Origin of the sequence: Thiomicrorhabdus cannonii (genome assembly GCF_013391695.1) — a bacterium.
Classification (GTDB): Bacteria; Pseudomonadota; Gammaproteobacteria; order Thiomicrospirales; family Thiomicrospiraceae; genus Thiomicrorhabdus; species Thiomicrorhabdus cannonii.
Map to the genome: position 1 here is coordinate 246671 of NZ_JACBGH010000001.1, position 21571 is coordinate 268241.

25 protein-coding genes are annotated in these 21571 nt (G+C 50.2%); 4 read left to right on the top strand and 21 right to left on the bottom strand.

Features of this window, described 5'->3' with window-relative positions:
• Window positions 1-128 precede the first annotated feature (128 nt).
• From HZ297_RS01255 to HZ297_RS01270, 4 genes are all read left to right on the top strand, one after another.
• Complete coding sequence (locus HZ297_RS01255) at window positions 129-653, top strand: chemotaxis protein CheW (protein WP_178861129.1); 525 nt, start codon at window positions 129-131, stop codon at window positions 651-653.
• A 69-nt stretch (window positions 654-722) separates the two neighbouring features.
• On the top strand, window positions 723-1082 hold the full coding sequence (locus tag HZ297_RS01260) for a response regulator (protein ID WP_178861131.1): 360 nt from the start codon (window positions 723-725) through the stop codon (window positions 1080-1082).
• Window positions 1083-1181: 99 nt separating this feature from the next.
• The gene (locus tag HZ297_RS01265) at window positions 1182-1457 is read left to right on the top strand and encodes an STAS domain-containing protein (protein WP_178861133.1); all 276 of its coding nucleotides are present in this window, start codon (window positions 1182-1184) and stop codon (window positions 1455-1457) included.
• Between the two features lie 45 nt (window positions 1458-1502).
• Complete coding sequence (locus HZ297_RS01270) at window positions 1503-1820, top strand: EscU/YscU/HrcU family type III secretion system export apparatus switch protein (protein WP_178861135.1); 318 nt, start codon at window positions 1503-1505, stop codon at window positions 1818-1820.
• On the opposite strand, the gene HZ297_RS01275 is transcribed toward HZ297_RS01270, so the two are convergent.
• From HZ297_RS01275 to fliJ, 21 genes are all read right to left on the bottom strand, one after another.
• The gene (locus HZ297_RS01275; protein WP_343034743.1) at window positions 1812-2222 is read right to left on the bottom strand and encodes a chemotaxis protein CheW; all 411 of its coding nucleotides are present in this window, start codon (window positions 2220-2222) and stop codon (window positions 1812-1814) included. The genes HZ297_RS01270 and HZ297_RS01275 overlap by 9 nt on opposite strands.
• 111 nt (window positions 2223-2333) lie before the next feature.
• Entirely contained in the window at window positions 2334-4397 is a 2064-nt protein-coding gene (locus tag HZ297_RS01280; protein WP_178861139.1) for a chemotaxis protein CheW, read from the bottom strand.
• Between the two features lie 121 nt (window positions 4398-4518).
• Complete coding sequence (locus HZ297_RS01285; RefSeq protein WP_178861141.1) at window positions 4519-5178, bottom strand: protein phosphatase CheZ; 660 nt, start codon at window positions 5176-5178, stop codon at window positions 4519-4521.
• Window positions 5179-5269: 91 nt separating this feature from the next.
• Entirely contained in the window at window positions 5270-5680 is a 411-nt protein-coding gene (locus tag HZ297_RS01290; RefSeq protein WP_218644503.1) for a chemotaxis response regulator CheY, read from the bottom strand.
• Between the two features lie 50 nt (window positions 5681-5730).
• Window positions 5731-6459, bottom strand: a complete 729-nt coding sequence (locus HZ297_RS01295) for an RNA polymerase sigma factor FliA (RefSeq protein ID WP_178861144.1) — start codon at window positions 6457-6459, stop codon at window positions 5731-5733.
• A 9-nt stretch (window positions 6460-6468) separates the two neighbouring features.
• Window positions 6469-7347, bottom strand: a complete 879-nt coding sequence (locus HZ297_RS01300; RefSeq protein WP_178861146.1) for a MinD/ParA family protein — start codon at window positions 7345-7347, stop codon at window positions 6469-6471.
• Window positions 7337-8512 carry a flagellar biosynthesis GTPase FlhF gene (gene flhF / locus HZ297_RS01305; RefSeq protein ID WP_178861148.1) on the bottom strand — a complete coding sequence of 392 codons (1176 nt, stop codon included), beginning with the start codon at window positions 8510-8512 and terminating at the stop codon, window positions 7337-7339. The genes HZ297_RS01300 and flhF overlap by 11 nt, the downstream gene beginning before the upstream one ends.
• Before the next feature lies 1 nt (window position 8513).
• Window positions 8514-10604, bottom strand: coding sequence for a flagellar biosynthesis protein FlhA (gene flhA / locus HZ297_RS01310; protein ID WP_178861150.1), 2091 nt, complete (start codon window positions 10602-10604; stop codon window positions 8514-8516).
• A gap of 28 nt (window positions 10605-10632) precedes the next feature.
• A complete protein-coding gene (flhB, locus tag HZ297_RS01315; RefSeq protein WP_178861152.1) occupies window positions 10633-11757 on the bottom strand; it encodes a flagellar biosynthesis protein FlhB in 1125 nt (374 codons plus the stop codon).
• A gap of 5 nt (window positions 11758-11762) precedes the next feature.
• Window positions 11763-12542, bottom strand: a complete 780-nt coding sequence (fliR, locus tag HZ297_RS01320; protein WP_178861154.1) for a flagellar biosynthetic protein FliR — start codon at window positions 12540-12542, stop codon at window positions 11763-11765.
• 3 nt (window positions 12543-12545) lie between these two features.
• On the bottom strand, window positions 12546-12815 hold the full coding sequence (gene fliQ / locus HZ297_RS01325; protein ID WP_178861156.1) for a flagellar biosynthesis protein FliQ: 270 nt from the start codon (window positions 12813-12815) through the stop codon (window positions 12546-12548).
• Window positions 12815-13504, bottom strand: a complete 690-nt coding sequence (gene fliP / locus HZ297_RS01330; protein WP_246261563.1) for a flagellar type III secretion system pore protein FliP — start codon at window positions 13502-13504, stop codon at window positions 12815-12817. The genes fliQ and fliP overlap by 1 nt, the downstream gene beginning before the upstream one ends.
• Window positions 13505-13553: 49 nt before the next feature.
• Complete coding sequence (fliO, locus tag HZ297_RS01335; protein ID WP_178861160.1) at window positions 13554-14081, bottom strand: flagellar biosynthetic protein FliO; 528 nt, start codon at window positions 14079-14081, stop codon at window positions 13554-13556.
• A complete protein-coding gene (gene fliN, locus HZ297_RS01340; protein ID WP_178861162.1) occupies window positions 14081-14515 on the bottom strand; it encodes a flagellar motor switch protein FliN in 435 nt (144 codons plus the stop codon). The genes fliO and fliN overlap by 1 nt, the downstream gene beginning before the upstream one ends.
• Window positions 14508-15527, bottom strand: coding sequence for a flagellar motor switch protein FliM (gene fliM / locus HZ297_RS01345; RefSeq protein WP_178861164.1), 1020 nt, complete (start codon window positions 15525-15527; stop codon window positions 14508-14510). The genes fliN and fliM overlap by 8 nt, the downstream gene beginning before the upstream one ends.
• A gap of 19 nt (window positions 15528-15546) precedes the next feature.
• Entirely contained in the window at window positions 15547-16170 is a 624-nt protein-coding gene (locus HZ297_RS01350; protein WP_178861166.1) for a flagellar basal body-associated FliL family protein, read from the bottom strand.
• 39 nt (window positions 16171-16209) lie between these two features.
• Window positions 16210-17094 (bottom strand): flagellar motor protein MotB, encoded by an 885-nt coding sequence (gene motB / locus HZ297_RS01355; RefSeq protein WP_178861169.1) that lies wholly within the window; start codon window positions 17092-17094, stop codon window positions 16210-16212.
• 24 nt (window positions 17095-17118) lie between these two features.
• The gene (gene motA, locus HZ297_RS01360; RefSeq protein WP_178861171.1) at window positions 17119-17970 is read right to left on the bottom strand and encodes a flagellar motor stator protein MotA; all 852 of its coding nucleotides are present in this window, start codon (window positions 17968-17970) and stop codon (window positions 17119-17121) included.
• Window positions 17971-18014: 44 nt separating this feature from the next.
• Window positions 18015-19007 carry a methyl-accepting chemotaxis protein gene (locus HZ297_RS01365; RefSeq protein WP_178861173.1) on the bottom strand — a complete coding sequence of 331 codons (993 nt, stop codon included), beginning with the start codon at window positions 19005-19007 and terminating at the stop codon, window positions 18015-18017.
• 9 nt (window positions 19008-19016) lie between these two features.
• Window positions 19017-21026, bottom strand: a complete 2010-nt coding sequence (locus HZ297_RS01370) for a flagellar hook-length control protein FliK (RefSeq protein WP_178861175.1) — start codon at window positions 21024-21026, stop codon at window positions 19017-19019.
• Window positions 21027-21117: 91 nt separating this feature from the next.
• Window positions 21118-21555, bottom strand: coding sequence for a flagellar export protein FliJ (gene fliJ, locus HZ297_RS01375; RefSeq protein ID WP_178861177.1), 438 nt, complete (start codon window positions 21553-21555; stop codon window positions 21118-21120).
• Between the last annotated feature and the right edge of the window lie 16 nt (window positions 21556-21571).

Sequence of the window (21571 nt, forward strand, 5' to 3'; positions counted from 1 at the left end):
CGTGAATAAACAAAACCTTAGCGTCCAGCCTGGTTTTTACAGTAAAATAAGCCATCCCGGACTAGACGTTTTTAGTTGAATAAGGTACTTTACCCCTAATTGTTTTAATCCAAATAGAGTAACTCAGTATGGACACCAATCTGAATGCAGTTCAAGAGCAAATCGGCCAGAAAAAAGGCCACGACGATCAGGTTCTTAGCTTTATTCTTGGTAGAGAGGAGTATGGGGTGGATATCCTGACGGTTCAGGAAATCAAAGGATGGGAAAAAACCACCGCCATCCCGAATACCCCCGGCTATGTCATGGGCGTGATCAACCTGCGTGGCGCCGTTGTTCCCATTATCGATTTACGCGTTCGTTTTGGCTTAGAAAACATCACCTATAACGAATCGACGGTCGTGATTATTCTTCGCGCCGAAGACGTTTCGGGCTCCCAAAAAATCATCGGGCTGGTGGTCGACGGGGTTTCCGACGTATACACCCTCAACAAATCAGAGATTCAATCCTCGCCGGACATGCAAGGCACCATCCATACCGATTACGTAAACGGATTGGCCACGGTCGGGGAAAAGATGATCGTGGTATTGAATGTCAACCAACTGATCAATGAGGGAATCCTGGCGCGCATCAGAAAAAGCCTGAATCGCGAATAATGCTTATTGTTGAGCAAACCAAATTTAAGTAAAGTTACGTTTTAATTTTTAGAGTGTGAGAGAAAAACAATGTCAAAAATCCTAGCCGTAGACGATTCAAAATCAATGCGCCAGATGGTCAGCATGTCGCTGAAGTCAGCCGGGCACGATGTGACAGAGGCAGAGGATGGTGTGATGGCTTTGGATTTGGCAAAGCAGAATCAATTCGACCTGATTGTCACCGATATCAACATGCCGAACATGAATGGCATCGAGCTCATCACGGCATTACGCGCCCTGCCGAACTATAAGTTCACCCCCATCCTGTGTCTGACCACCGAATCTTCCGGTGACATGAAGACCAAAGGCAAAGAAGCGGGCGCAACTGGCTGGATCGTAAAACCTTTCAGCCCTGAAAAACTGCTTTCCGTTATCGGCCGCGTGCTTTAATTGATTCCATCAAACAGCCGCATCCAAGGGGATCCATTCCCGCGCGGCTGTGTTCATGCAGACCAACCATCCTTATAAATCCTTATAAAGGGACATTCCATGGCTGATATCATTACCCTTCCGGAAACACTGACCATTCACACCATCGGGCAAACCTTTTCTGAACTGCAAGAGCGTTTTGAGAGCGCTGGCGACGCCATCCTAATTGACGGCACCAGTGTCGAAACGCTGGATACTAGCGGCTTGCAGGCCCTTATTGTCCTCATCAACGCGGCACAGGAAAATGACAAACAGGTCAGCTGGCAACAGACGAACGAGCTGATCGCCTCTTCTGCCAAAAAACTGGGATTAAACGACGCCTTGTTGCTGGCATAAAAATTCTCAACAGGCCGGGTACAAGCCGCATCTGAGGAGTTCAACGTGAGCGATCAGAAAAAAAAGGCATCGACTCTGGCGGATAAAATAGCGGTTTCACTCCAGTATGATGGTGAAAAAGCCCCTATCGTCACCGCTAAAGGCAGCGGTCACATCGCCGAGCAGATCATCGAATTGGCTCGCGAGCATCAGATTCCGATTCAGCAGGATCCGGAACTGGTTTCATTATTGAGCCAGGTAGAACTCAATCAGGAAATTCCGCAAGTTTTGTATGAAGCCGTGGCTCAGGTGCTTGTGTTTGCCTATCAGCTCGGCGAAAAATCGCCGCCGCAAGCCAAACAAACACCTCCGCCATCAAGCTAGCTTCATCATCATGTTGTCCACATCGATCAGAATAATCACGTTGTTCTGATAATGCGCAATGCCTTGAATGTAGCGGGATGCATTTTCCTTAGTAGAGGATAAGGCTTCAAAACGGCTTTCGGGGATGTCGCGCACTTCCATCACAAAGTCCACCATCATCCCAACCGTCTGCTCCTCTTCAAGCTCGACAATGATAATACGCGACAGATCCGTAACCGGTTTTCTAGGCATGCCGTAAACCGTACGGGTATCAACCACCGTCACAATCACGCCGCGCACGTTGATAACCCCCAGCACATGCGACGGCGTACCCGCTACTTGGCGGATTTTGCCGACCCGCAGGACTTCACGAATTTTCTTCACGTAAATGCCGTAAATCTCGTCCTCCAGTGTGAACAGCACACAACGTGCGCTCGGACCTGCATAGGCACCATCATCATCAAGCCCTGCATCTACCGCCTGAAACGATGAAAGCTTTTGTCTTGCATCTAAATTCATAAAGAACTCCCTCAATTACTGAAAGCGGTGGATAACACCCGGTAAATCCAAAATCAAGGCAATACTGCCATTCCCCGTAATGGTTGCGCCCGCATAGCCGGCGACTTTTTTGAGCATCATACCCAACGGTTTAATGACAACCTCTTCCTGACCGTTAACCTGCTCCACCACCAAACCGGCACGCTGGTTACCGATGGTCACAATCACGACCTTATCGCCTGCATAATCGTCTTTCACCTTCTCCGGCGCCAACCACTCCGTCAGAAAATACAGCGGAATACTCTTCTCGCGCAATCTCACCATCATTTGACCGTCGATTTTGTTGGTTTTGCCGGTTTCATAATCAAAAATCTCCTGCACACTGGTCAACGGAATAGCGTAGTTGTCCTCTCCGAAGGAAACCATCAGGGTTGGTAAAATCGCCAAGGTTAAAGGCACGCGAATACTCATGCGCGTTCCTTCGCCCAAAACGGAGTGAATGTCAATGCTGCCGTTCAGCTTGGTAATCATGCTTTTGACGACATCCATTCCCACACCGCGTCCGGAAATATCGCTAATCTGTTCCGCGGTCGAAAAACCGGCAGACATAATCAATTCAAATGCCGCCTTGTCGTCCAACTGGTTGGCCGTCATTTCGTCCAGCATGCCTTTTTCAACCGCTTTGCGACGCAAAACATCCGGGTCCATGCCTTTGCCGTCATCGGTGATGGACAGCAGAATATGGTCCCCTTCCTGCTCGGCAGCCAAAATGACTGTACCTTTTTTAGGCTTACCGGCCTTAATGCGATCTGCCGGCATTTCAATGCCGTGATCCACCGAATTACGCACCAGGTGGACCAACGGATCCGCCAGAGCCTCGACCAGGTTTTTATCCAGGTCGGTCTCCTCGCCACGCAATTCAAGTTCGATTTCCTTGCCCAGTTTGCGGGCCAAATCGCGAACAACGCGCGGGAACCGGCCGAACACTTTTTTAACCGGCTGCATACGCGTTTTCATGACCGACGTCTGTAGATCAGTGGTGACATGATCCAAATTGGCCACCGCATTGGAGAGCTCTTCGCCGCTTGCCTGGGTGGTGCGCAAGGTTAGCAAGCGATTGCGTACCAGCACCAGCTCACCCACCAGGTTCATGATCTCATCCAAACGTTTGGTATCGACCCGCACGGTCGATTCCGTCGTACCTGGCTTGGCCGGAGCTTTGCTGGCACCGCTAGAAACGGGTTCATCGTCATCACTGGCAACTTGCGCTCTGGCGACGGCAGGTTTTGCCACTGGCTTCATCACTGGGATTTCCTCTTCAGGCTCAGTCATGGCTGACATTTCCAGCAAATCCCGCTGATTCAGCAAAGCATCGAATTCATCATCGGTAATTTCGCCATCCGGATCCATTCCTTCCGGAAGCTGTAAACTCGGCGTTTGCGCGACTCCGCCAACATGCAAGGTATCCAGAGAATCACGTTGATTCAGCAAGGCTTCGAATTCATCATCGGTAATTTCACCATCCGGATCCAGCCCTTCGGGTAGCTGTAGCGCTTTTTCTGCCTGAGAGACTGCAACGCCTGCTCCACCCTCTAACTGATCACGCTGATTGAGCAAGGCTTCAAACTCATCGTCGGTCATATCGCCATCCGGATCGACATCGGCCGGCAAGGATAATTTAGGCTGAGAAGCCCCCTCTTCAGCGACCGGCGCGGCTAACTGCCCTTTCGTTAAGGCGTCCAACTCTTTTAACAACGTCGGGTTATTTTCGGGCAGTTCTCTATGCCCCTCATTGAGCAGATTGATTGAATCGGAAATGACATCGAAAGCACGCAAAATCACATCTGCCGCGACCGCATCATATTCCACGTCGCCATTGCGTATCTTGTCAAACACGTTTTCAGCACGGTGACATACTTCGATCAGCGGCGTAATGCCTAAAAATCCCGCGCCGCCTTTAATCGTATGAAACCCGCGGAATACGGCATTAAGCAGGTCCCGATCGCTTGGAGATTGCTCCAGATCGACCAACTGCTCATTCAGCTGATCGACCAGTTCCGTGGCCTCTACCAAAAAGTCCTGTAAAATATCCTCATCCACAATCAGTACCTCTTCTCGCTATCGCGTTGCACATTCACTTTTGGAATGCCTTCCAAATTCAGTGCAAATCTATTAGCAATCAATGTGCCATACCCTCTTATCTGCATAGCCTTAAAGCCGCTTAAATCCCTAGATCACTCAATAAATCATCAATATCCTCTTGAGAATCCAAGGCACCCTGTTTCGAGTCGCGGGTAACATTCGGCCCCATCCCTTTGCTCTCCTGAGCCTTCTGCTCCTCTTCGGAATAGCGGCGCTCCGGAATCTTTTCAAAATCGTGCTTGGAACGTTCAATCAAGTTTTTCAGACTCTCTTCAAGCGCCGTCACAATAAGAATCACACGGTTTAATACCTGACCGGTCAAATCCTGAAAGGACTGCGCCAACATAATGTTCGTCAGCTCACTATTCATTTGCTGTTTTAACTGCTTGGCAGCCTCCAGACTTACATCATCTGCCAGCGTCAACTCCTCCAATAATTCAGAAAGATTTTCGGCCGCCTGCAATGTCTTACCGCTCGCCGCCTGCGTTTCATGAATCACATACTGCAAACGTTCAGCAATATCCGGCAAATCATGCTTCGCATGCAGCAGGATCGGCGCATCCACCTCAAGATCGTCTAAAGTTTCGTGCAAATTCTTGGTTAACGCTTCCAACTGTTGATAAATCTGCGTTTCACGGATACGGGTCAATTCATCCAACAAATCCGCCACACGTCCTTGATCTTCCTGCTCGACGGCATCCAATAAGGTTAATACGATTTGCTTATCAATTTGCTTCATGCTTCTTTTCCTCTGGCCATAAAAAAACCCCAGGCTATAAACGCAGTTACAGCTTTGGGGTTTCTATTATCATCGTAATCTACAATAAATATTAAGATTGCGCTTTTTGTCTTTCCGCAACACGCTCGAATATTTTCTGGATTTTTTCATTCAGTGTGGCGGCCGTAAAAGGCTTCACAATATATCCGTCCACCCCGGCCTGCGCAGCTTCGAGGATCTGGCTGCGCTTGGCTTCGGCGGTGATTAGCAAAAAGGGCGTGTCTTTTAATTTTTCATCGGCACGGACATGGCGCAAAAGATCAATACCTGTCATTTGCGGCATATTCCAGTCACTCACGATAAAATCGTATTTACCGGTTTTGACCATTGGCCAAGCCGTCGCACCGTCATCAGCCTCATCAAACTTGCTAAAACCGAGTTCTTTTAATAGGTTTTTTACAATACGACGCATGGTTGAAAAGTCATCCACGACCAAAATATTAATATCTCTATTGATTTGCATCTCGTTTCCTTAACCGTCAACTTTTCACATTTTTAAAAATCTAATAAATTCTACATCCAATCCGCCAAACGCGAACGCAGGCGCTTGATCGCCTGACTATGGATCTGACTGACTCTCGACTCACTCACATCGAGCACTTCGCCAATCTCTTTGAGGTTTAATTCTTCATCATAATAGAGTGCCATGACCAGCTTCTCTTTTTCCGGCAACGCCATAATCTCCCGGGCCAACGCCTCTTGGAAACCATTTTCCGCCAACTCGGCAAAAGGCGTCATCAGCGAACCGACCATGCGCTCCTCTGCCAGCTCCTCATGGTCCGGTTCATCAATGGACAACAGCTGCGCACTATTGGTATCTTGCAAAATCGCGTGGTATTCCATCACTGAAATACCCATCTCCATAGCAATTTCGTCATCCTTGGCCTCTCGACCATTGCGCGCTTCAACCCGGCTGATAGCCTCGCTCACCTCACGGGATTTGCGGTGCACCGAACGGGGCGTCCAATCCCCTTTGCGAATCTCGTCGAGCATGGCTCCACGGATGCGAATCCCGGCATAGGTCTCAAAGCTCGCCCCCTGATCCGGACTGAACTTCTGCATGGCTTCAATCAAGCCAATAATGCCTGACTGAATCAAATCTTCGACAAACACACTGTCCGGCAAGCGCCCTTTCAGGTGATAAGCAATACGCTTCACCAGTGGCAGATATTGCTCCAAATCCATCTCAACACGCTGCACAGCCTGTTTTTGAATGGAAGTATAAGCGTTTGCTCCAGTCATGCAACCTTCCTAGTGACCTGATTGAAAAAGACTTTCCACAAAAAATTGCAGGTACCCCGTCGCCCCTCGCGGCACAGGCCATGAATCAATCGCGTAAGCCATCTCCTTAAACGACTTGGCTGCGGCGCTGTTTGGGTAACTGATCGTCACCGGCACCTGTTTCTGCACAGCTTCACGCAGATCATTATCATAAGGCACGCTCCCCAGATAATCCAAGGTTACGTCCAAAAATTGTTCGCTGACACGTGCCAATTTCTCAAATAATTGCCGTCCATGCTGCGCGGAACGACTCATATTCGCCAATAGTCTGAAACGCGACACCTGATAATCCCGGCTCAATACCTTGATCAATGCATAGGCATCCGTAATGGAGGCAGGTTCGTCCGTCACCACCACCACGACTTCCTGCGCCGCACGGCAGAAACTCACCACACTGTCGGCAATACCGGCGGCCGTATCGATAATCAAAACGTCCAACTCGCCGTTGAGCTCGGAAAACGCATTAATAATGCCGGCGTTCTCCATGGCTGTGAGCTGCGCCATGCGTCGGATTCCAGAAGCGGCAGGAATAATCTTCAAACCGGCAGGCCCTTCAACAATGACTTCCTTCAGCGTTTTTTCACCATCCAACACATGCGCCAGGTTATAGCGAGTTTGCAGACCCAGCATAATATCGACATTGGCCAAGCCCATATCCGCATCCATCAGCAACACACGATTGCCCAATTTGCTCAGCGAAATACCGAGGTTGACCGATACATTCGTTTTACCCACCCCGCCTTTGCCACTGGCCACGGCAATCACACGAACCGGCTTGCCTGACGGCTTAGGCGTTTGCACTTGATTGGATTGCATTGCTCGCAAGCCTGCTGCCTGATCATTGAGCATCAGATATCTCCTTTCCCATCCCCATACGGAGCGCACTCTCTTCATAATCTGCGGACGCATTTTGCTGTCCTAACACCATTGCCCGGTCAATCAATTCACTCACCTTAACAGGCATTAAATCCTCTGGTACACGCTGTCCATCGGACATATAAACCAGCGGTAACTGTTCTTCAATCAATACCGTCAAAATATTGCCAAGCTGTAAGGCCTCATCCACCTTGGTCAGAATACACCCCTGCAATCCCACCTGGCTGAATGACTTGATGATATCCTGCATCACCTTCAGCTGTGTCGCGGCGGAAATAACCAAGTAATTACGGACACTGCTGACCCCTTGCTGCGTGGTGGTCAGCTGCTGTGATAATTGCAAATCACGCTGGCTCATGCCGGCCGTATCAATCAAAATCAGCTTCTTATTCGTTAACGACGCCAACAGCGCATACAACTCACCCTGGGAGTTAACGACATGCACCGGCACGCCCAGCAAATCGGCAAATGTCTTGAGCTGTGCCTGGGCGCCAATTTTATAACAGTCAGTTGTAATCAGAGCCAACTGACTCGCGCTGTTGCGCATCACAAAGCGACTGGCGATTTTAGCAATGGTGGTCGTTTTGCCGACCCCAGTTGGTCCAACCAAAGCCACAATGCCGCCACGTTCGAGAAAATCGCGCTCTTCTGAAGGAATCTGGCGCTCGATTGAACGTAAAATTTCTGACCAGGCCAGGTCTGATCGGGTATCCACCTTTTCAACCAGCTTCTGACTTAAGCCCCAGCCTATCCCCAGACGCATCAGCCGCTTAATCAGCGACACCTTGTGAGGGTCGGCCTGCTCGCTCTGCCCCCAAGCCAACCCCGACAGCTGATTTTCCAGCAATGCACGCATGGCTTTGAGCTCTTGCGCCATATGACTTATCTCGGGCGCACTGTCGAGCTTGCTCTCTTGGCGGCCATACAGCGGGGTTTCAGGAGAAACAAAACTACTACCGGCCTGTTGAGTTTGTTTTTGCTGCTGATAAGCTTGCGCTTCAGGATCAGAAGCGGCCACAATTTCGACGCCCTCGTCCGTGGTGCGGCTCGATAGAATGACCGCATCATCACCATGCGCCTCTCTCACCAATAACATGGCTTGACGCATCGTCGGAGCAAAGTAGCGTTTTATTTTCAACCTAGCCTCCCTGTCCTACATTGGCCACCACACTAATCTGTCGATTTTCTGGCACCTCTGAATACGCCAGGATATGCAATCCCGGCAAGCTATATCTAAACAGACGCGCCAACTGCGCACGTATCTGCGGCGCTACCAACAAAACAGCAGACTGGCCGCTCATTTCTAACTTTTGGGACTCTTGTTTTAAGGTATTGTGCAATCTTTCAGCCAGTCCCGGCTCAATCGCCAATTGCCCTTCGGGAGCCCCTTGCGTTGCCTGCAGCAATAACTGTTCCAATCCAGGCTCTATCGTAATCACTTTCAGTTCACCTTCCGCCCCGGCGATGTCTTGCACGATGGATCTCCCCAAAGCCGCACGGACAAATTGCGTCAACTCGTTGGCATTTTGGGTCTGTGTTGCCCGATTGGTCAACGCCTCCAAAATAGTGCGCATATCGCGGATTGAAACCTTCTCCAACAAAAGGTTCTGCAGCACTTTCACAACCGTTGCCAAAGAGAGTTTTTCGGGCACCAGCTCATTCACCAGCTTAGGCGATGTCTGCTTGAGTTTATCCAACAGCAGCTGCGTTTCATCGTGCCCCAGCAACTCGTAGGCGTAATCCTGGATAATCTGACTGATATGCGTCGCCACCACCGTACTCGCATCCACCACGGTGTAGCCTAATGCCTGGGCCTGGTCACGGTCCTTGACATCAATCCACACGGCCTCCAGACCAAATGTCGGGTCTTTGGTGGCAATACCAGGCACTTCGCCGAATACCTGTCCGGGATTGATCGCCAGTTCCTTATCCGGATAAACCTCTCCCTGCCCGGTATTAACGCCCATGAGCATAATTCTATATTGGTTTGGTTTTAAGTCCAAATTGTCACGGATATGCACGGGCGGCACCAAAAAACCCAACTCCTGAGAAACCTTACGGCGCACGCCCTTTATGCGATCCAACAACTGGCCATTTTGCGACTGATCAACCATAGGGATCAGTCGATAGCCCACCTCAAGCCCCAAAATATCCAAAGCCTGTACATCATCCCAGCTCAATTCCGCCGGTTTGGCTTCAGGAATTTCCTGCGCCTGTTGATCCACCATTTGTGGCTGTTGCACCTGTTGCTTGCGATGAATCAGATAAGCCCCGGCGCCGGCCACGCTGGCGAAAGAGAGAAAGGCCACATTAGGCATTCCCGGAATCAGACCGAGCACACCGACAATACCTGCGGTCATGCCTAACGAACGGGGAGTGGCGAACATCTGCGCCTGCAACTGCTCGCCCATATCCTTTTGATCACCGGAAACACGGGTTACGATAATCGCCGTAGCGGTAGACAGCAGCAAAGCGGGAATCTGGGCAACCAAACCATCCCCGAGCGTTAAAATCGTATAGACTTCGGCCGCCTCCGCCATACCCAGGCCATGCTGCCCCATACCTATCGCAAACCCGCCAATCAGGTTGATAAACAGAATGATGATGCCGGCAACCGCATCGCCGCGCACAAACTTGCTGGCACCGTCCATGGAACCGTAAAAGTCCGCTTCAGAGGCGATTTCACGACGTCGTTCCTGCGCCTGCTCCTGGGTAATAAGTCCGGCATTCAAATCCGCATCAATCGCCATCTGCTTGCCCGGCATGGAGTCCAGTGTAAAACGCGCGCTGACTTCGGCCACGCGCCCCGCGCCTTTGGTGATAACGACAAAGTTGATAACCACCAGAATCGCAAATACCACCAGGCCGACTGCATAGTTGCCGCCAATAACGAATTCACCGAATGCCTCAATCACATGACCGGCGGAAGCGCCGCCTTGATGGCCTTCTAGCAGAATAACGCGGGTGGAAGCAATATTGAGCGCCAGACGGAAAAGTGTGGTCAGCAGGATAATGGTCGGGAAAATGGCAAAATCCAATGGGCGCTTGGCATAGATGGTGACCATCAATACCACCAGGGACAACGCAATATTGAAGGTAAAAAACACATCCAACAGCATAGGCGGCAGTGGAATGGTCACCATCCCCAAAAGCGCGAGCACCGCAATCGGAACACCTAATCCACGGGAGAAATTCTGTCTAAAACTCGCCAGAAGCTGTTGAAAATTCATACAGTAAAATCAATCCAAAAGGGCAAACCTATTGCGTTTTCATGGTTTCAGGAATAGGCAAGTCATTAAACTCGGTGGTTGCAACCTTAGCCCCTGCTTTAAGCTGAAACACATATGCCAAAATCGCCGCCACTGCTTTAAAAAGATCATAAGGAATGGGACGATCCACTTCGGCATTATAGTACAAAGCACGTGCCAAGGGTGGGGCTTCTACAATAGGGATATTATGCTCCCGGGCAATGGTTCTGATCTGTGATGCCATAAAATCGACACCCATTGCCACGACCAACGGTTCCCCCATGCTATCAGGATCATATTTAAGCGCAACCGCGAAATGCGTCGGGTTGGTGACAATCACATCTGCCTCAGGCACCTTTTGCATCATACGATTACGGGCCATCTCACGTTGCAACTGGCGAATTCGTCCTTTGACTTCCGGATTACCCTCTTGTTGCTTGTACTCCTCTTTGACTTCCTGTTTGGTCATTTTCAATTGGCGATTGTGATCCCATAATTGAAAAGGCACATCAATGGCCGCCACGATGATTAACGAGAGACTCACAAAAATAAAGGCCTGGACAATCAGAGTACCTGCATGGGATAACGCCTGATGCAACGGCTCGTTCGCAAGCCCCAGCACCTCAGCGAATACCATATATAGAAAAAACGTGGCGATACTCATGACCAGGCTGAACTTGGCCAGCGCTTTAAACAACTCCAGCAACGCCTTGGCTGAAAACATGCGCTTAATGCCCGATATGGGGTTTAGTTTGCTAAATTTGGGGGCGAGCGCCTGAGTACTAAACGCCCAGCCTCCAAGAAGCATCGGGGAGATAATGGCGATGAATGCCATCAGCAACATAAACGGCAGGATCATTAGAATCGAGGCAATCAACATCGCCTGGATCAGATCCCACATTTTAAGCAGGTCAAAGGCGTGATCCCGATCAAAGCTCAATCCCTTAACGGTAATTTGAGCTATATCCGTCAACATGACACTTCCATAAACCAGTAGAAAAACCGCTGCAGAGAGCGTCATCAACAAACTGGTGAGCTCGCGAGAACGCGGAATCTGGCCTTTTTCCCGGGCCTCCCTGAGTTTTTTCTCGGAGGGTTCTTCCGACTTCTCTGTACCGTCTTCGTTCTCAGCCATTCCAGTCACCCATTTTGCAGACGCAAACTCGTGATTAAATCGACCGCTCTACTGATAAGTTCCTGAAGATGCGGCAATATTAGCGGCGTCATCAATGAGAGCATAACCAGCCCTGCCAGCAGGGTTACCGGGAAACCAACCGCAAAAATATTCAATGCCGGCGCCGCACGCGTCACCACGCCGAAAGATACGTTAATCAATAACAACGCGGTGACGGCCGGCAAGGAAATCAACACACCCGCCGAAAAAATATAGCTACCAAACTCGACCAGCAGACGCAAACTTTCCAGATTTAAAAAATGCGTACCGACAGGCAGATATTCAAAGCTGTCCACAACCACTTGAATCACCAATAAATGCCCGTTCATCGCCAAAAACAACAACGAAGCAATAATGGTGAAATATTGTGAAACGACCGGCGAGTTGACGCCAGTCGCGGGATCGACCATTTGCGCAAAGGCCAAACCCATTCCGGTGGCAACCATGTAGCCGGCCATCGTAAAAGCCTCGAAAACAATCAGAAAGACCGTACCCATCACCAAACCAATCAAAATCTGTTGAAGCAGAAAAAGCACTCCCTGCCAGGTAAAGGGATCAACAGGCGGCGGCAAAGACAAATTGGGGGCCACGATTAAGGTAATGAAGAATGTCAGAATAATGCGTGTTTGCGGAGTCACGGAAGAGGCGCCAAAAAGCGGTAAAATCGACAGCATAGCCCCGATTCTGACAAAGGGCCAAAAATACAAGCCTATCAACTGGAGTAGTTCGTTATAACTAAATGCCATCTCTTAGCCAATCAGGGCCGGAATGTTCTCAAATAGCTCCCGGGTAAATGAGACCAGGGTTGTCAACATCCAGGGACCAAACACAACCAAGGCCACTCCGACAATCGCCAACTTGGGAATAAAGCTCAGGGTCATCTCGTTAATCTGCGTAGCCGCTTGAAACATCCCCACCAATAAACCGATAATCAGGGCAGGAATCAGCAAAGGAGCCGCCAGCATCATGGTAATTTCTAACATACGCTGCCCGAGAGTTAACACAAAATCCTGCTGCATCAGACACCTCCCGGAACTACAAAACTATTAGCCAAAGTGCCCACAACCAGGACCCAGCCATCAATTAATACAAAGAGCATGATTTTGAATGGCAGCGAAATAATCATCGGCGAAAGCATCATCATCCCCATCGACATCAGTAGGCTGGCAATGACCAGATCGATGATCAAAAAAGGGATAAAAATCATAAATCCAATTTGAAAAGCCGTCTTCAATTCACTTGTCATAAACGCCGGAATGAGCACCTTGAAGGGTATGGATTGCGGGTCATCCAATGTCACTCCGGCCATCTCCGCAAACACCTCCAGATCGTCTTCACGCGTCTGCTGCAACATAAACTGATACATCGGCTTCGAACCGATCTCAACCGCTTCTTTGAATTGGATCTGCTCATCCAGATAAGGCGAAACCGCCGTTTCATAAACCTTATCCAATACGGGGGACATGATAAAAAGCGTCAAAAACATCGCCAAGGCGATCAACACCCTGTTTGACGGGGTTTGCATCGTTCCCAGCGCCTGGCGTAAAAGCGCAAGCACCACGATAATACGCAAGAATGAGGTCATCGCAATCAGCGCCGCCGGCAACAGGGTGAGCCCCGTCATCAACAGCAGAATCTGCATGGTTAAGGTATAGTCCTGGTTACCCGCCGCATCGGTTTCCACCGTAAAAGCGGGCACCCCCGGCATACTCCAGCCTACAACAGGGAAGCCTATCCAAAACAAAAAAACGCAATACTTAAGGATTTTCAGTAACGACATGTTCGCTTTTCGGTGAAGGGTTATTGTTAGTTTGGGACTTTCTTTGCAACAAAGCCTCCTGAAGCCTTTCCGAAAAAACCCCTCTAACCGGCTCTGTGACCACAACAGGCTCTTTCAATTCGTGCAAAGTGGAAATTTTGCTGCTGGTGACCCCCACCAATATTTGTTCGGAGCCGACCTGCAGCAGCAAGATGCGTTCTCGCTGTCCAACAGACAACGCACCCAATACCTTAAGATTGCCATCCGCCACGCCGGGGAAGCGCCCGTAACGTCGCAATATCCAGGCAGAGATAAAGATAATTAACAATACCAAAATCAAAGAAAGCATAATCTGCACAAAGTAATCGCTCGGCTGCGACAAACTAGCACCGATTTTATTCACTTCCACCTTGGATTCTTCGGCCCAAACCCATAAAGGTTGAAAGGCCGCCAGAAAGACAAAAAGAGGTTTTAAAAAACCTCTTTTGCCGTTCAAGAATGCCTTTTTACACTTCAGCGTCATCATTACTTCAACTTTTTAATACGATCCTGCGGACTGATGACATCGGTCAATCGCACACCAAACTTGTCGTTGATCACCACAACCTCGCCGTGTGCGATCAATGTGCCATTCACCAGCAAGTCTAGCGGTTCACCCGCCAAGCGATCCATCTCAATAACAGAACCCTGAGTATAAGACAATAGATTGCGAATAGATACTTTCGTGCGGCCGATTTCCAACTGCAATGTCACAGGAATGTCCAACAGGACATCAAGATCCACTTTTTCACCACCGCTACCACGGCTCTCGGAAAGAGCGTCCAACGAAGATTTCGTCGCGGCGGCTTCCGCCTCCGCCTGTTCGTTCAAGGCCGCTCCCCATGGATCATCTTCGGCAGCAGCTTCGGCCTGTTCTGCCAGAGCATCACCCCATGCACTCAAATCATCTTGATCACTCATCATACCACTCCTTGACATTCTCAACCCTGCGTTCTTGATAGGCAGGGTGATGCAAAATACTCTCTATTTTAATCGCTTTCTTATTATGGCTTTCACCCAATTTGCCTCGCAAAATAGAAATACCTTCAGCCTTGACCGTTATCTGTTTTGGCATTTCAATCGGGATAATGTCGCCCTTCTCCATCTTCATCAAGTCGCTGATATGCATCTGCAACTCCAACAGGTTGGCACTCAATGCGATTTCGACATTCTTCGCTTCTTCCTTAAGTGTGCGCGACCAGCGATTGTCGCTTTCACCCTGTAGGTTTTGCATGCCCTCTTCAAGTTTGTCGCGAATCGGCTCCAGCATGGCATAGGGCATCACAATGTCGACACGCCCTTCAACGCCTTCAAAGCGAACGTTGATGGGGCTGACCACGATCATATCCGTCGGATCGACAATCCCCGCAAATTTGGGATTCATCTCCGAATGCATATATTCCACTTCAATATCCATAACCGGGCCCCACGCCTTGCGAAGGTTTTCGGCGGAGATATCTAAAATGCTGCGTACCATACTCATCTCAACCGGCGTGTATTCCCGCCCCTCGATTTTAAAAGGCAACAGGCCGGTACCCCCAAAATAGATATCCACCGCCGTGAAAATCAGCTTGGAATCCAGAGTGAACAACGACACCCCGTTGAGAGGATTAATACGGTAAATATTGAGACTGGTCGGCACAAACAGGTTGCGCAGATAATCGATCATCTTGATGATCTTGACCTCGCCGGGAGTGACTTCGACACTGGCCATAATCATTTCATTGAAATGGCGCTGAAAACCGCGGGCAAAACGCTCGTTGATGATATCCAAGGCAGGCAAACGACCACGAACAATGCGTTCCTGATTGGTAAAGTCATAGACTTTCGCTGACGTGGTTCCTGCCGAATCGTCACCTTCGGTTTCAATGTCCCCGCCGCCTACACCGCGAAGGAGCGCATCGACTTCATCCTGACTTAGAATATCATCCATCTAATCGGCCCTATAAGGTTTATTGCATGACAAATCGCGTCATGTAGACATCTTCCAGCAGATCTGGATAGATATTATGCTTTTCCAGAATCTTTTTAGCGGTCGCTAAAATTTCTTCGCGCAACTTATCCGGACCGTCCGGCGTGTTCAGAGCGTTGAAATGCTGGTTTCGCAGCAAACGCTGAATATCATTCTTCAGAATCGGACGCAAATGCTCCATTTCTCCGGCATCACCCACCAGTTGCGGATAGTAAGACATGAACTTCAAATCTACCGCCAAGAATTTGGCCTGCCCGTCACCGTTGAAATTCACCACAAATTTATCCATTGTAAAGTACAGCGGAGGCGAGCCTGGCGCTGGAGCGTCAAACTGCTTGAACTTGGGTGAATAGGTTTTGGCATGCGAGTTCTGATCACCTTCCGCATCCGCTCCGTGCGCATCATCCTGGCCACTGCCATGCTCTGCCGAGGCATGCATTTCCGTGCTGGTTGAAGCATCGCCCTCATCCTTGTGTCCGGCATTTAACAACATAAACACCAGTACGCCGATGCCCACCATCATCAAAATCATAATCACCAGCAGGATGATAATAATTCCCTTACCACCGCCGCTTTTTTCTTTTTCTTGTACCTCTTCCGCCATCTCAACTATCCTTTTATGAGTATTCGTTAAAACCGTCCGCTATCGCGCATGTGGATTTGCCAGCTGTTCATTCAAGTCTTCCAATTTCGGAGCTTCACTCAGGCTTTTCAGACGACTCTCGGCATCCTTCGACAACACGATAATACTAATGCGTCTATTGCGTGGATTATACGGATTTTCCTGATCAAATGGCACTGTATCGGAGAGCCCGACAACCTGCGCAATATGATTGGGCGCAACACCGCCTTGCACCAATAAACGCCTTGCCGCGTTGGCCCGATCGGCGGAGAGTTCCCAGTTGGTGTACTCGGAATTATCATGATAGCCCGATGAATCAGTATGCCCGGCTATGCTGATTTTATGGTCTGTATTTGCCAATACGGAGCCCACTTCCCTCAACAGTTTAGCCGCATAATCTTTCGGTAAATCCACCCCGGAAGTGAACATCGGACGCTTGCGGTCATCCAATATCTGTACCTGCAAACCATTCGGAGTGATATCGATTTTCAACTGCTCTTTAAGTTGCTGAAGCGTCGGGTTTTGATCCACCTTATTTTCCAAAGCGAGCTTCATGGCCTCCATTTGCGCTTTTTCTTCAGCCTTACCCGAACCGTCTTCATTCCCCTCTTTACCTTTAGGTGCGTCCTGAAACCCGCCCATATCGATCATCGAATCGGACGGAGAGGCGGAGGATTCCGACTCGATTAACTGCATCGGCGTCGCATCAATTACCGTCGGATCACGAAAATACTCCGCAATCGCCTTCATCTCCTCATCGTTGACACCGCCCAACACCCAAAGCATCAAGAAAAACGCCATCGCCGCCGTCATAAAATCGGCAAACGCGATTTTCCATGCCCCGCCGTGCGCTGCATGCGGGCACTTGTTAATGCGTTTGATAATTATGGACTGTTCATCACTCATGACGGTTCTCTATGAATAACTCGGTTATTTTTGCGTCTGCAAAAATTCATCAAACTCTTTAAAACTCGGACGAATCTGGCCGGGAATCGCTTTACGGCCGAACTCCACCGCCACCTGCGGCGCATAACCGTTCAAATTCGCCATAAGACAGGTCTTGATGACTGAATAAAACGCACTTCCGGCATTGGCCCGGTTAGCCAGATCCGAAGAAATCGGCGCGACCACACCATAAGCCACCAAAATACCCAAAAACGTTCCGACCAATGCCACCGACATGTGGTGGGCGATCTCCATCGGACCGGCATCCAGATAGGTCATGGTGATAACAATCCCCAAAACCGCCGCAACGATACCGAACGCGGGCAGACCTTCCGCGACCTTTCCCACCGCCTCCGAGGGCATCAACGCTTCGTGGTGATGAATATCCAGCTCCAGAATCATCAGGTCTTCCAACTGATAGGGGTTGGACGCACCACTGATCATCAGACGCAGGTAATCACAGATAAAGTCCACCGCATGATGGTCATGCGCCACCAGCGGCGCACTGTTGAACAGTTCGCTCGAATGAGGGTCTTCCACATCCGCTTCAATCGACATCAGCCCCTCGCGGCGTGCTTTGTTGAACAGACGAAACATCAGCCCCAGCAATTCCATGTGCAATTCTTTGGTATAGGGTGACGGTTTCGCGAGGCCCAGGCCACCAGCAAAACCGGCTTTGATTACCCAACCGGGATTGGCAATAATGTAAGCCCCCAAAGCGCCACCACAGATGATGACCACTTCAAGCGGCTGAATCAGAATGCCAAAACTACCGTGCGGCAGATACCCGGCGAGCAGAGTACCAAATACGACTACCGTACCAATGATTGCTTTCATTTTTAAGCTACCTTTTTATTATTATCCTGCAATCGGAACGTCCATTACGATTTAATCAGCGAGGCCAACGTTTCCTGCGCGCTCTTAAGCTGGGTCAAATTACCGGCGATTTGGCTCAAGGCCTCATTCACACGTGTCGCCTGCATTTGCGTGGCTTCAACACGCTCCTGACCATGCTCCATTACCTGAACCGCATTGCGGGCACGCTGTTGCAACTCTTCAATGATCTTTTGAATTTCGGTGGTGGCCTGTTGGGTTTTACCGGCCAGAATTCGCACCTCGTCGGCAACCACGGCAAAACCGCGCCCATGCTCACCGGCACGTGCCGCCTCGATCGCCGCGTTCAAGGCCAACAGATTGGTTTGTTCGGCAATATCACGAATCAGTACCAGGACCGTACCGATATTACTGCTGTCCTCTTCCAGTTTCTTGATCACACCCGAGGCATGCGTGACTTCATCCGTCAAACCACCCACTTCGGCAATAACCTTTTCAACCGATTGCATACCCACTTTTGAGTCCGCATTCAAGAGCCCGACGACGGAAGCCAACTTATCCGACGTACTGGTTAGCTCCTCATGATCGACACTGCTTGACGCCTGGATTTGCGCGGGCATCGCTGCCTGCTGCGCATAGCACGCAGACAAGGTTTCATTCAGTTCTTCAACTTGATTTTCCAAATTGGCAATGCGCTCCTGTGCACTCTCTTTTGCGGCATTCGCCTCAACAATCTGCGTTTGCGCCTGCACCAAAACCTGATTCAAACTTTTCAGCAGTTTCGGATTGGTATTTTTGGATTGCAAACGGCCGTGAATATCGCCGGAATCCAGCATCGCCTGCAGATCCTCCAATAACTCGGACTGTTCGCAGATAGCCGACTTATTGCACCACACCAGATAAATCAAAGAGGCAACGATAACCGCCGTAACCACCACCGCGATGGCGACGAAACCCGACACCGGGATATCAGACGAAGCGGCCATTGCAGACGCTGGCATAAACAGCACAGAACCTAAAAACATATGCAAAAACTTCATTTTCTGCTCCTAAGCATAATAATCGACAAGATTGTCGGTTGCATAGACAGTCGTGCTATGCGTTTCACTCAAATCCATTTCATCCTGCAAAGGGTTGGCAAGCCCGCTTGCAGCCGTTCCTCTTCCTTGCTGTTCCTGCTGCTGGGCAAATTCACGCTGATCCTGATTCACATTCACCGAACCCAGATCAATGCCTGCCTGCTCCATCAACTCTCTCAGACGCGGCATGGCGGTTTCCATCGCTTCACGGGTAACGCCATGCTGTGCGGTCATCACCACATGCACCTGCTGATCTTTATCCAAATGCAGCTTGATCTGCACCGGTCCCAGCTTTTCAGGATTTAGCGTAATCTGTGCCTGCTGAACCTGATTGTTCGACATATAGACGACACGTTGTCCCAAGGCTTGCCCCCATCGAGGATGGGCAACCGGCAAGCCGATGGACTGCAAGCCTTGCGGCAACTGCCCTCGACGCTCCGTCGGCGCGGTCAGCAACGACTCCTCAGATGCTTTTTGAGCATCGACTTGAATCTGCTGATTCACTTCCGTTTTCTGCGCCTGCTGCAGATTCAGGCTGTTTTGCTGGCGGCTGACCTGCACTTCCTGGGCAGCCGCTTGCGCCATTTGCATAAACTGCTGCTGCGCTGCCTGCCCCTGACTCTGCTGCCCGGACTGCTGCTGACCGCTCGCCGTCTGACCTTGTGCACTGCTTTCCTGTGTCGCGCCCATACGAGGTGTTGTATGCGCCGCTTGCGGCGTTTCAACCTGACGCGCCTGCATCCCCTCGGACTTGGTTACAACCGCCCCGGGCTTCTGCACAAACTCGGCTCCTTGCTGCTCTGCAAGTGCAGCATCCGCCTCTTTTCCATTTGCTGGGGTTTGTAACTCAACAGGAGCGGCAGCCGTTTTTTGCTTTTCCGCAACTGAGGATGGTTCCCCACCGGCCTGCACCCCATGAGCCACCATGACCGATTTTTGCGAAGCGTCATCGTGCATTGCCAAATCAACATCGCCACCATTCAAACTGTTGGCAACTGCCGAAGGCTTGTTATCCTTATCGGTAAACTGCTCGTCTGTAACCAGCTCGTCTGCAACCTGCTCACTTCCGCGACTATCGGATTTGGCCGCTGCGGAAACATTAATCTGTTTTTTTTCAAAAACATCGGATTCTAACAAATCCGCGGGTTTCATTCCATTGGCATCCTCTTCTCCAACATCAGAGAGTTTGTCGGCAAGCATTGCAGCGGAGTTTGGTGCGTCGCTATATCCCGAATCCGACCAAGATGCTTTGCCATTGAATGCGGCTTTAGCGATTGAAGTGTTTGTTTCAATATCAATATCACGATCACCCCGTGTTTTCACCGTGCTTTCAGGCAAATCAGCAACCTGCTCAACGGAAACCTGCTCAACGGAAACCTGCTCAACGGAAACTTCCGTTGGCGACGAAGTGATCAAATTTATCGCTGAAGACGACTCCAACGAACCTTTTGACGCACTCCCGGCAACAGGTTCCATGTTACCTGTTGCTTTCGACCACCATCCGGATTCGGCACGACTCTGCGTAACGGCTTGTTCTGGCAGACCTTGTGCAAAGCCTGCCGGCACAACAGGCATTTGGTGTTCGCCTTTAGGCTGAGATTGCGGCAAATCCAATAACGGCGCCGGCGCTATCGTAGCGATGCTTTCATCTGCCAAGCCATCATCAAGCAGCGGCACCTGCGCGCCCAACGCGCTAAAAACAGACGTCGTCGGCAGCTCGCCAGCATCGGCCACATTCATATCCGCGGCAGGCAAAGCAAATGGCAAAACGCCCTCCGGAACGGCAGAGGCGGTTTGTTGCAGCCGATTATTGACCAATAACGGCGAAACCTCCGGCTTCTCCTCCAACTTTAACAGCGAGGCAAAGATTCCCGGAAAGACGCCCTGCTTGGGCAAAGATTGCCGCTCACCGCCCGGCAAAACGGCTTGTGTAGCGACGACTCCAGGGGTTTGTACGGGAGAAAAAAGTTGTTCTAACATCACACTGCCCCCTTAGGCATTATTCTGTACCCAGGTTTTAGCAAGGAGCGTGCCGCAATGCGACTTTTAATAGAAAGCAAAAAATTTTAAGTTACTTGCGACTCTGTTGCAGGGCCGAAAGTTCGTCGAGAAAACGTTGTTCGCGTTTATCCAACCCGGCCTGTTCAGTTTGTTTGAATTTGTCGTGAAGTTTTTGCAGCGCCTTGAGTCGGGTGCGCTTTTCCAACCAAACCTGTCTGGCGTGTTCAACCACATCCGCTAGTCTGCCGGTTTTTTCGGATTCGACCTGAATGGCCTGATGCAGTTTCGCCACAAAGGCCTGCGTGGAAAGCATCTGAATCGGCTGTAAAATACGCCCTTGCCCCACGGTGGATTGGCCGTACTCCTCCACATAGGACTTCAACTGCTCTAATTGCGCCAAATGCTGCTGATATTGCTGCTGTACGGCTGCCAAGGTTTTGACAGCTTTGTCCTCCTCGATTTCAGCCAGCTCCACCAGTGTCTGAATTTTTTGACTGCGCGATTTCAAAGCCCACCCCACCCGA

What these genes read in the sequence shown, in the direction of transcription:
- HZ297_RS01365 (WP_178861173.1), bottom strand. Translation starts at nt 19,007, where the DNA reads ATGAAGTTTTTGCATATGTTTTTAGGTTCTGTGCTGTTTATGCCAGCG.
- flhB (WP_178861152.1), bottom strand. Translation starts at nt 11,757, where the DNA reads ATGGCTGAGAACGAAGACGGTACAGAGAAGTCGGAAGAACCCTCCGAG.
- HZ297_RS01265 (WP_178861133.1), top strand. Translation starts at nt 1,182, where the DNA reads ATGGCTGATATCATTACCCTTCCGGAAACACTGACCATTCACACCATC.
- fliR (WP_178861154.1), bottom strand. Translation starts at nt 12,542, where the DNA reads ATGGCATTTAGTTATAACGAACTACTCCAGTTGATAGGCTTGTATTTT.
- HZ297_RS01290 (WP_218644503.1), bottom strand. Translation starts at nt 5,680, where the DNA reads ATGCAAATCAATAGAGATATTAATATTTTGGTCGTGGATGACTTTTCA.
- HZ297_RS01255 (WP_178861129.1), top strand. Translation starts at nt 129, where the DNA reads ATGGACACCAATCTGAATGCAGTTCAAGAGCAAATCGGCCAGAAAAAA.
- motB (WP_178861169.1), bottom strand. Translation starts at nt 17,094, where the DNA reads ATGAGTGATGAACAGTCCATAATTATCAAACGCATTAACAAGTGCCCG.
- HZ297_RS01370 (WP_178861175.1), bottom strand. Translation starts at nt 21,026, where the DNA reads ATGTTAGAACAACTTTTTTCTCCCGTACAAACCCCTGGAGTCGTCGCT.
- motA (WP_178861171.1), bottom strand. Translation starts at nt 17,970, where the DNA reads ATGAAAGCAATCATTGGTACGGTAGTCGTATTTGGTACTCTGCTCGCC.
- HZ297_RS01295 (WP_178861144.1), bottom strand. Translation starts at nt 6,459, where the DNA reads ATGACTGGAGCAAACGCTTATACTTCCATTCAAAAACAGGCTGTGCAG.
- fliM (WP_178861164.1), bottom strand. Translation starts at nt 15,527, where the DNA reads ATGGATGATATTCTAAGTCAGGATGAAGTCGATGCGCTCCTTCGCGGT.
- fliQ (WP_178861156.1), bottom strand. Translation starts at nt 12,815, where the DNA reads ATGCAGCAGGATTTTGTGTTAACTCTCGGGCAGCGTATGTTAGAAATT.
- fliP (WP_246261563.1), bottom strand. Translation starts at nt 13,504, where the DNA reads ATGCCGGGGGTGCCCGCTTTTACGGTGGAAACCGATGCGGCGGGTAAC.
- HZ297_RS01350 (WP_178861166.1), bottom strand. Translation starts at nt 16,170, where the DNA reads ATGGCGGAAGAGGTACAAGAAAAAGAAAAAAGCGGCGGTGGTAAGGGA.
- fliO (WP_178861160.1), bottom strand. Translation starts at nt 14,081, where the DNA reads ATGATGACGCTGAAGTGTAAAAAGGCATTCTTGAACGGCAAAAGAGGT.
- fliN (WP_178861162.1), bottom strand. Translation starts at nt 14,515, where the DNA reads ATGAGTGATCAAGATGATTTGAGTGCATGGGGTGATGCTCTGGCAGAA.
- HZ297_RS01285 (WP_178861141.1), bottom strand. Translation starts at nt 5,178, where the DNA reads ATGAAGCAAATTGATAAGCAAATCGTATTAACCTTATTGGATGCCGTC.
- HZ297_RS01300 (WP_178861146.1), bottom strand. Translation starts at nt 7,347, where the DNA reads ATGCTCAATGATCAGGCAGCAGGCTTGCGAGCAATGCAATCCAATCAA.
- HZ297_RS01260 (WP_178861131.1), top strand. Translation starts at nt 723, where the DNA reads ATGTCAAAAATCCTAGCCGTAGACGATTCAAAATCAATGCGCCAGATG.
- flhA (WP_178861150.1), bottom strand. Translation starts at nt 10,604, where the DNA reads ATGAATTTTCAACAGCTTCTGGCGAGTTTTAGACAGAATTTCTCCCGT.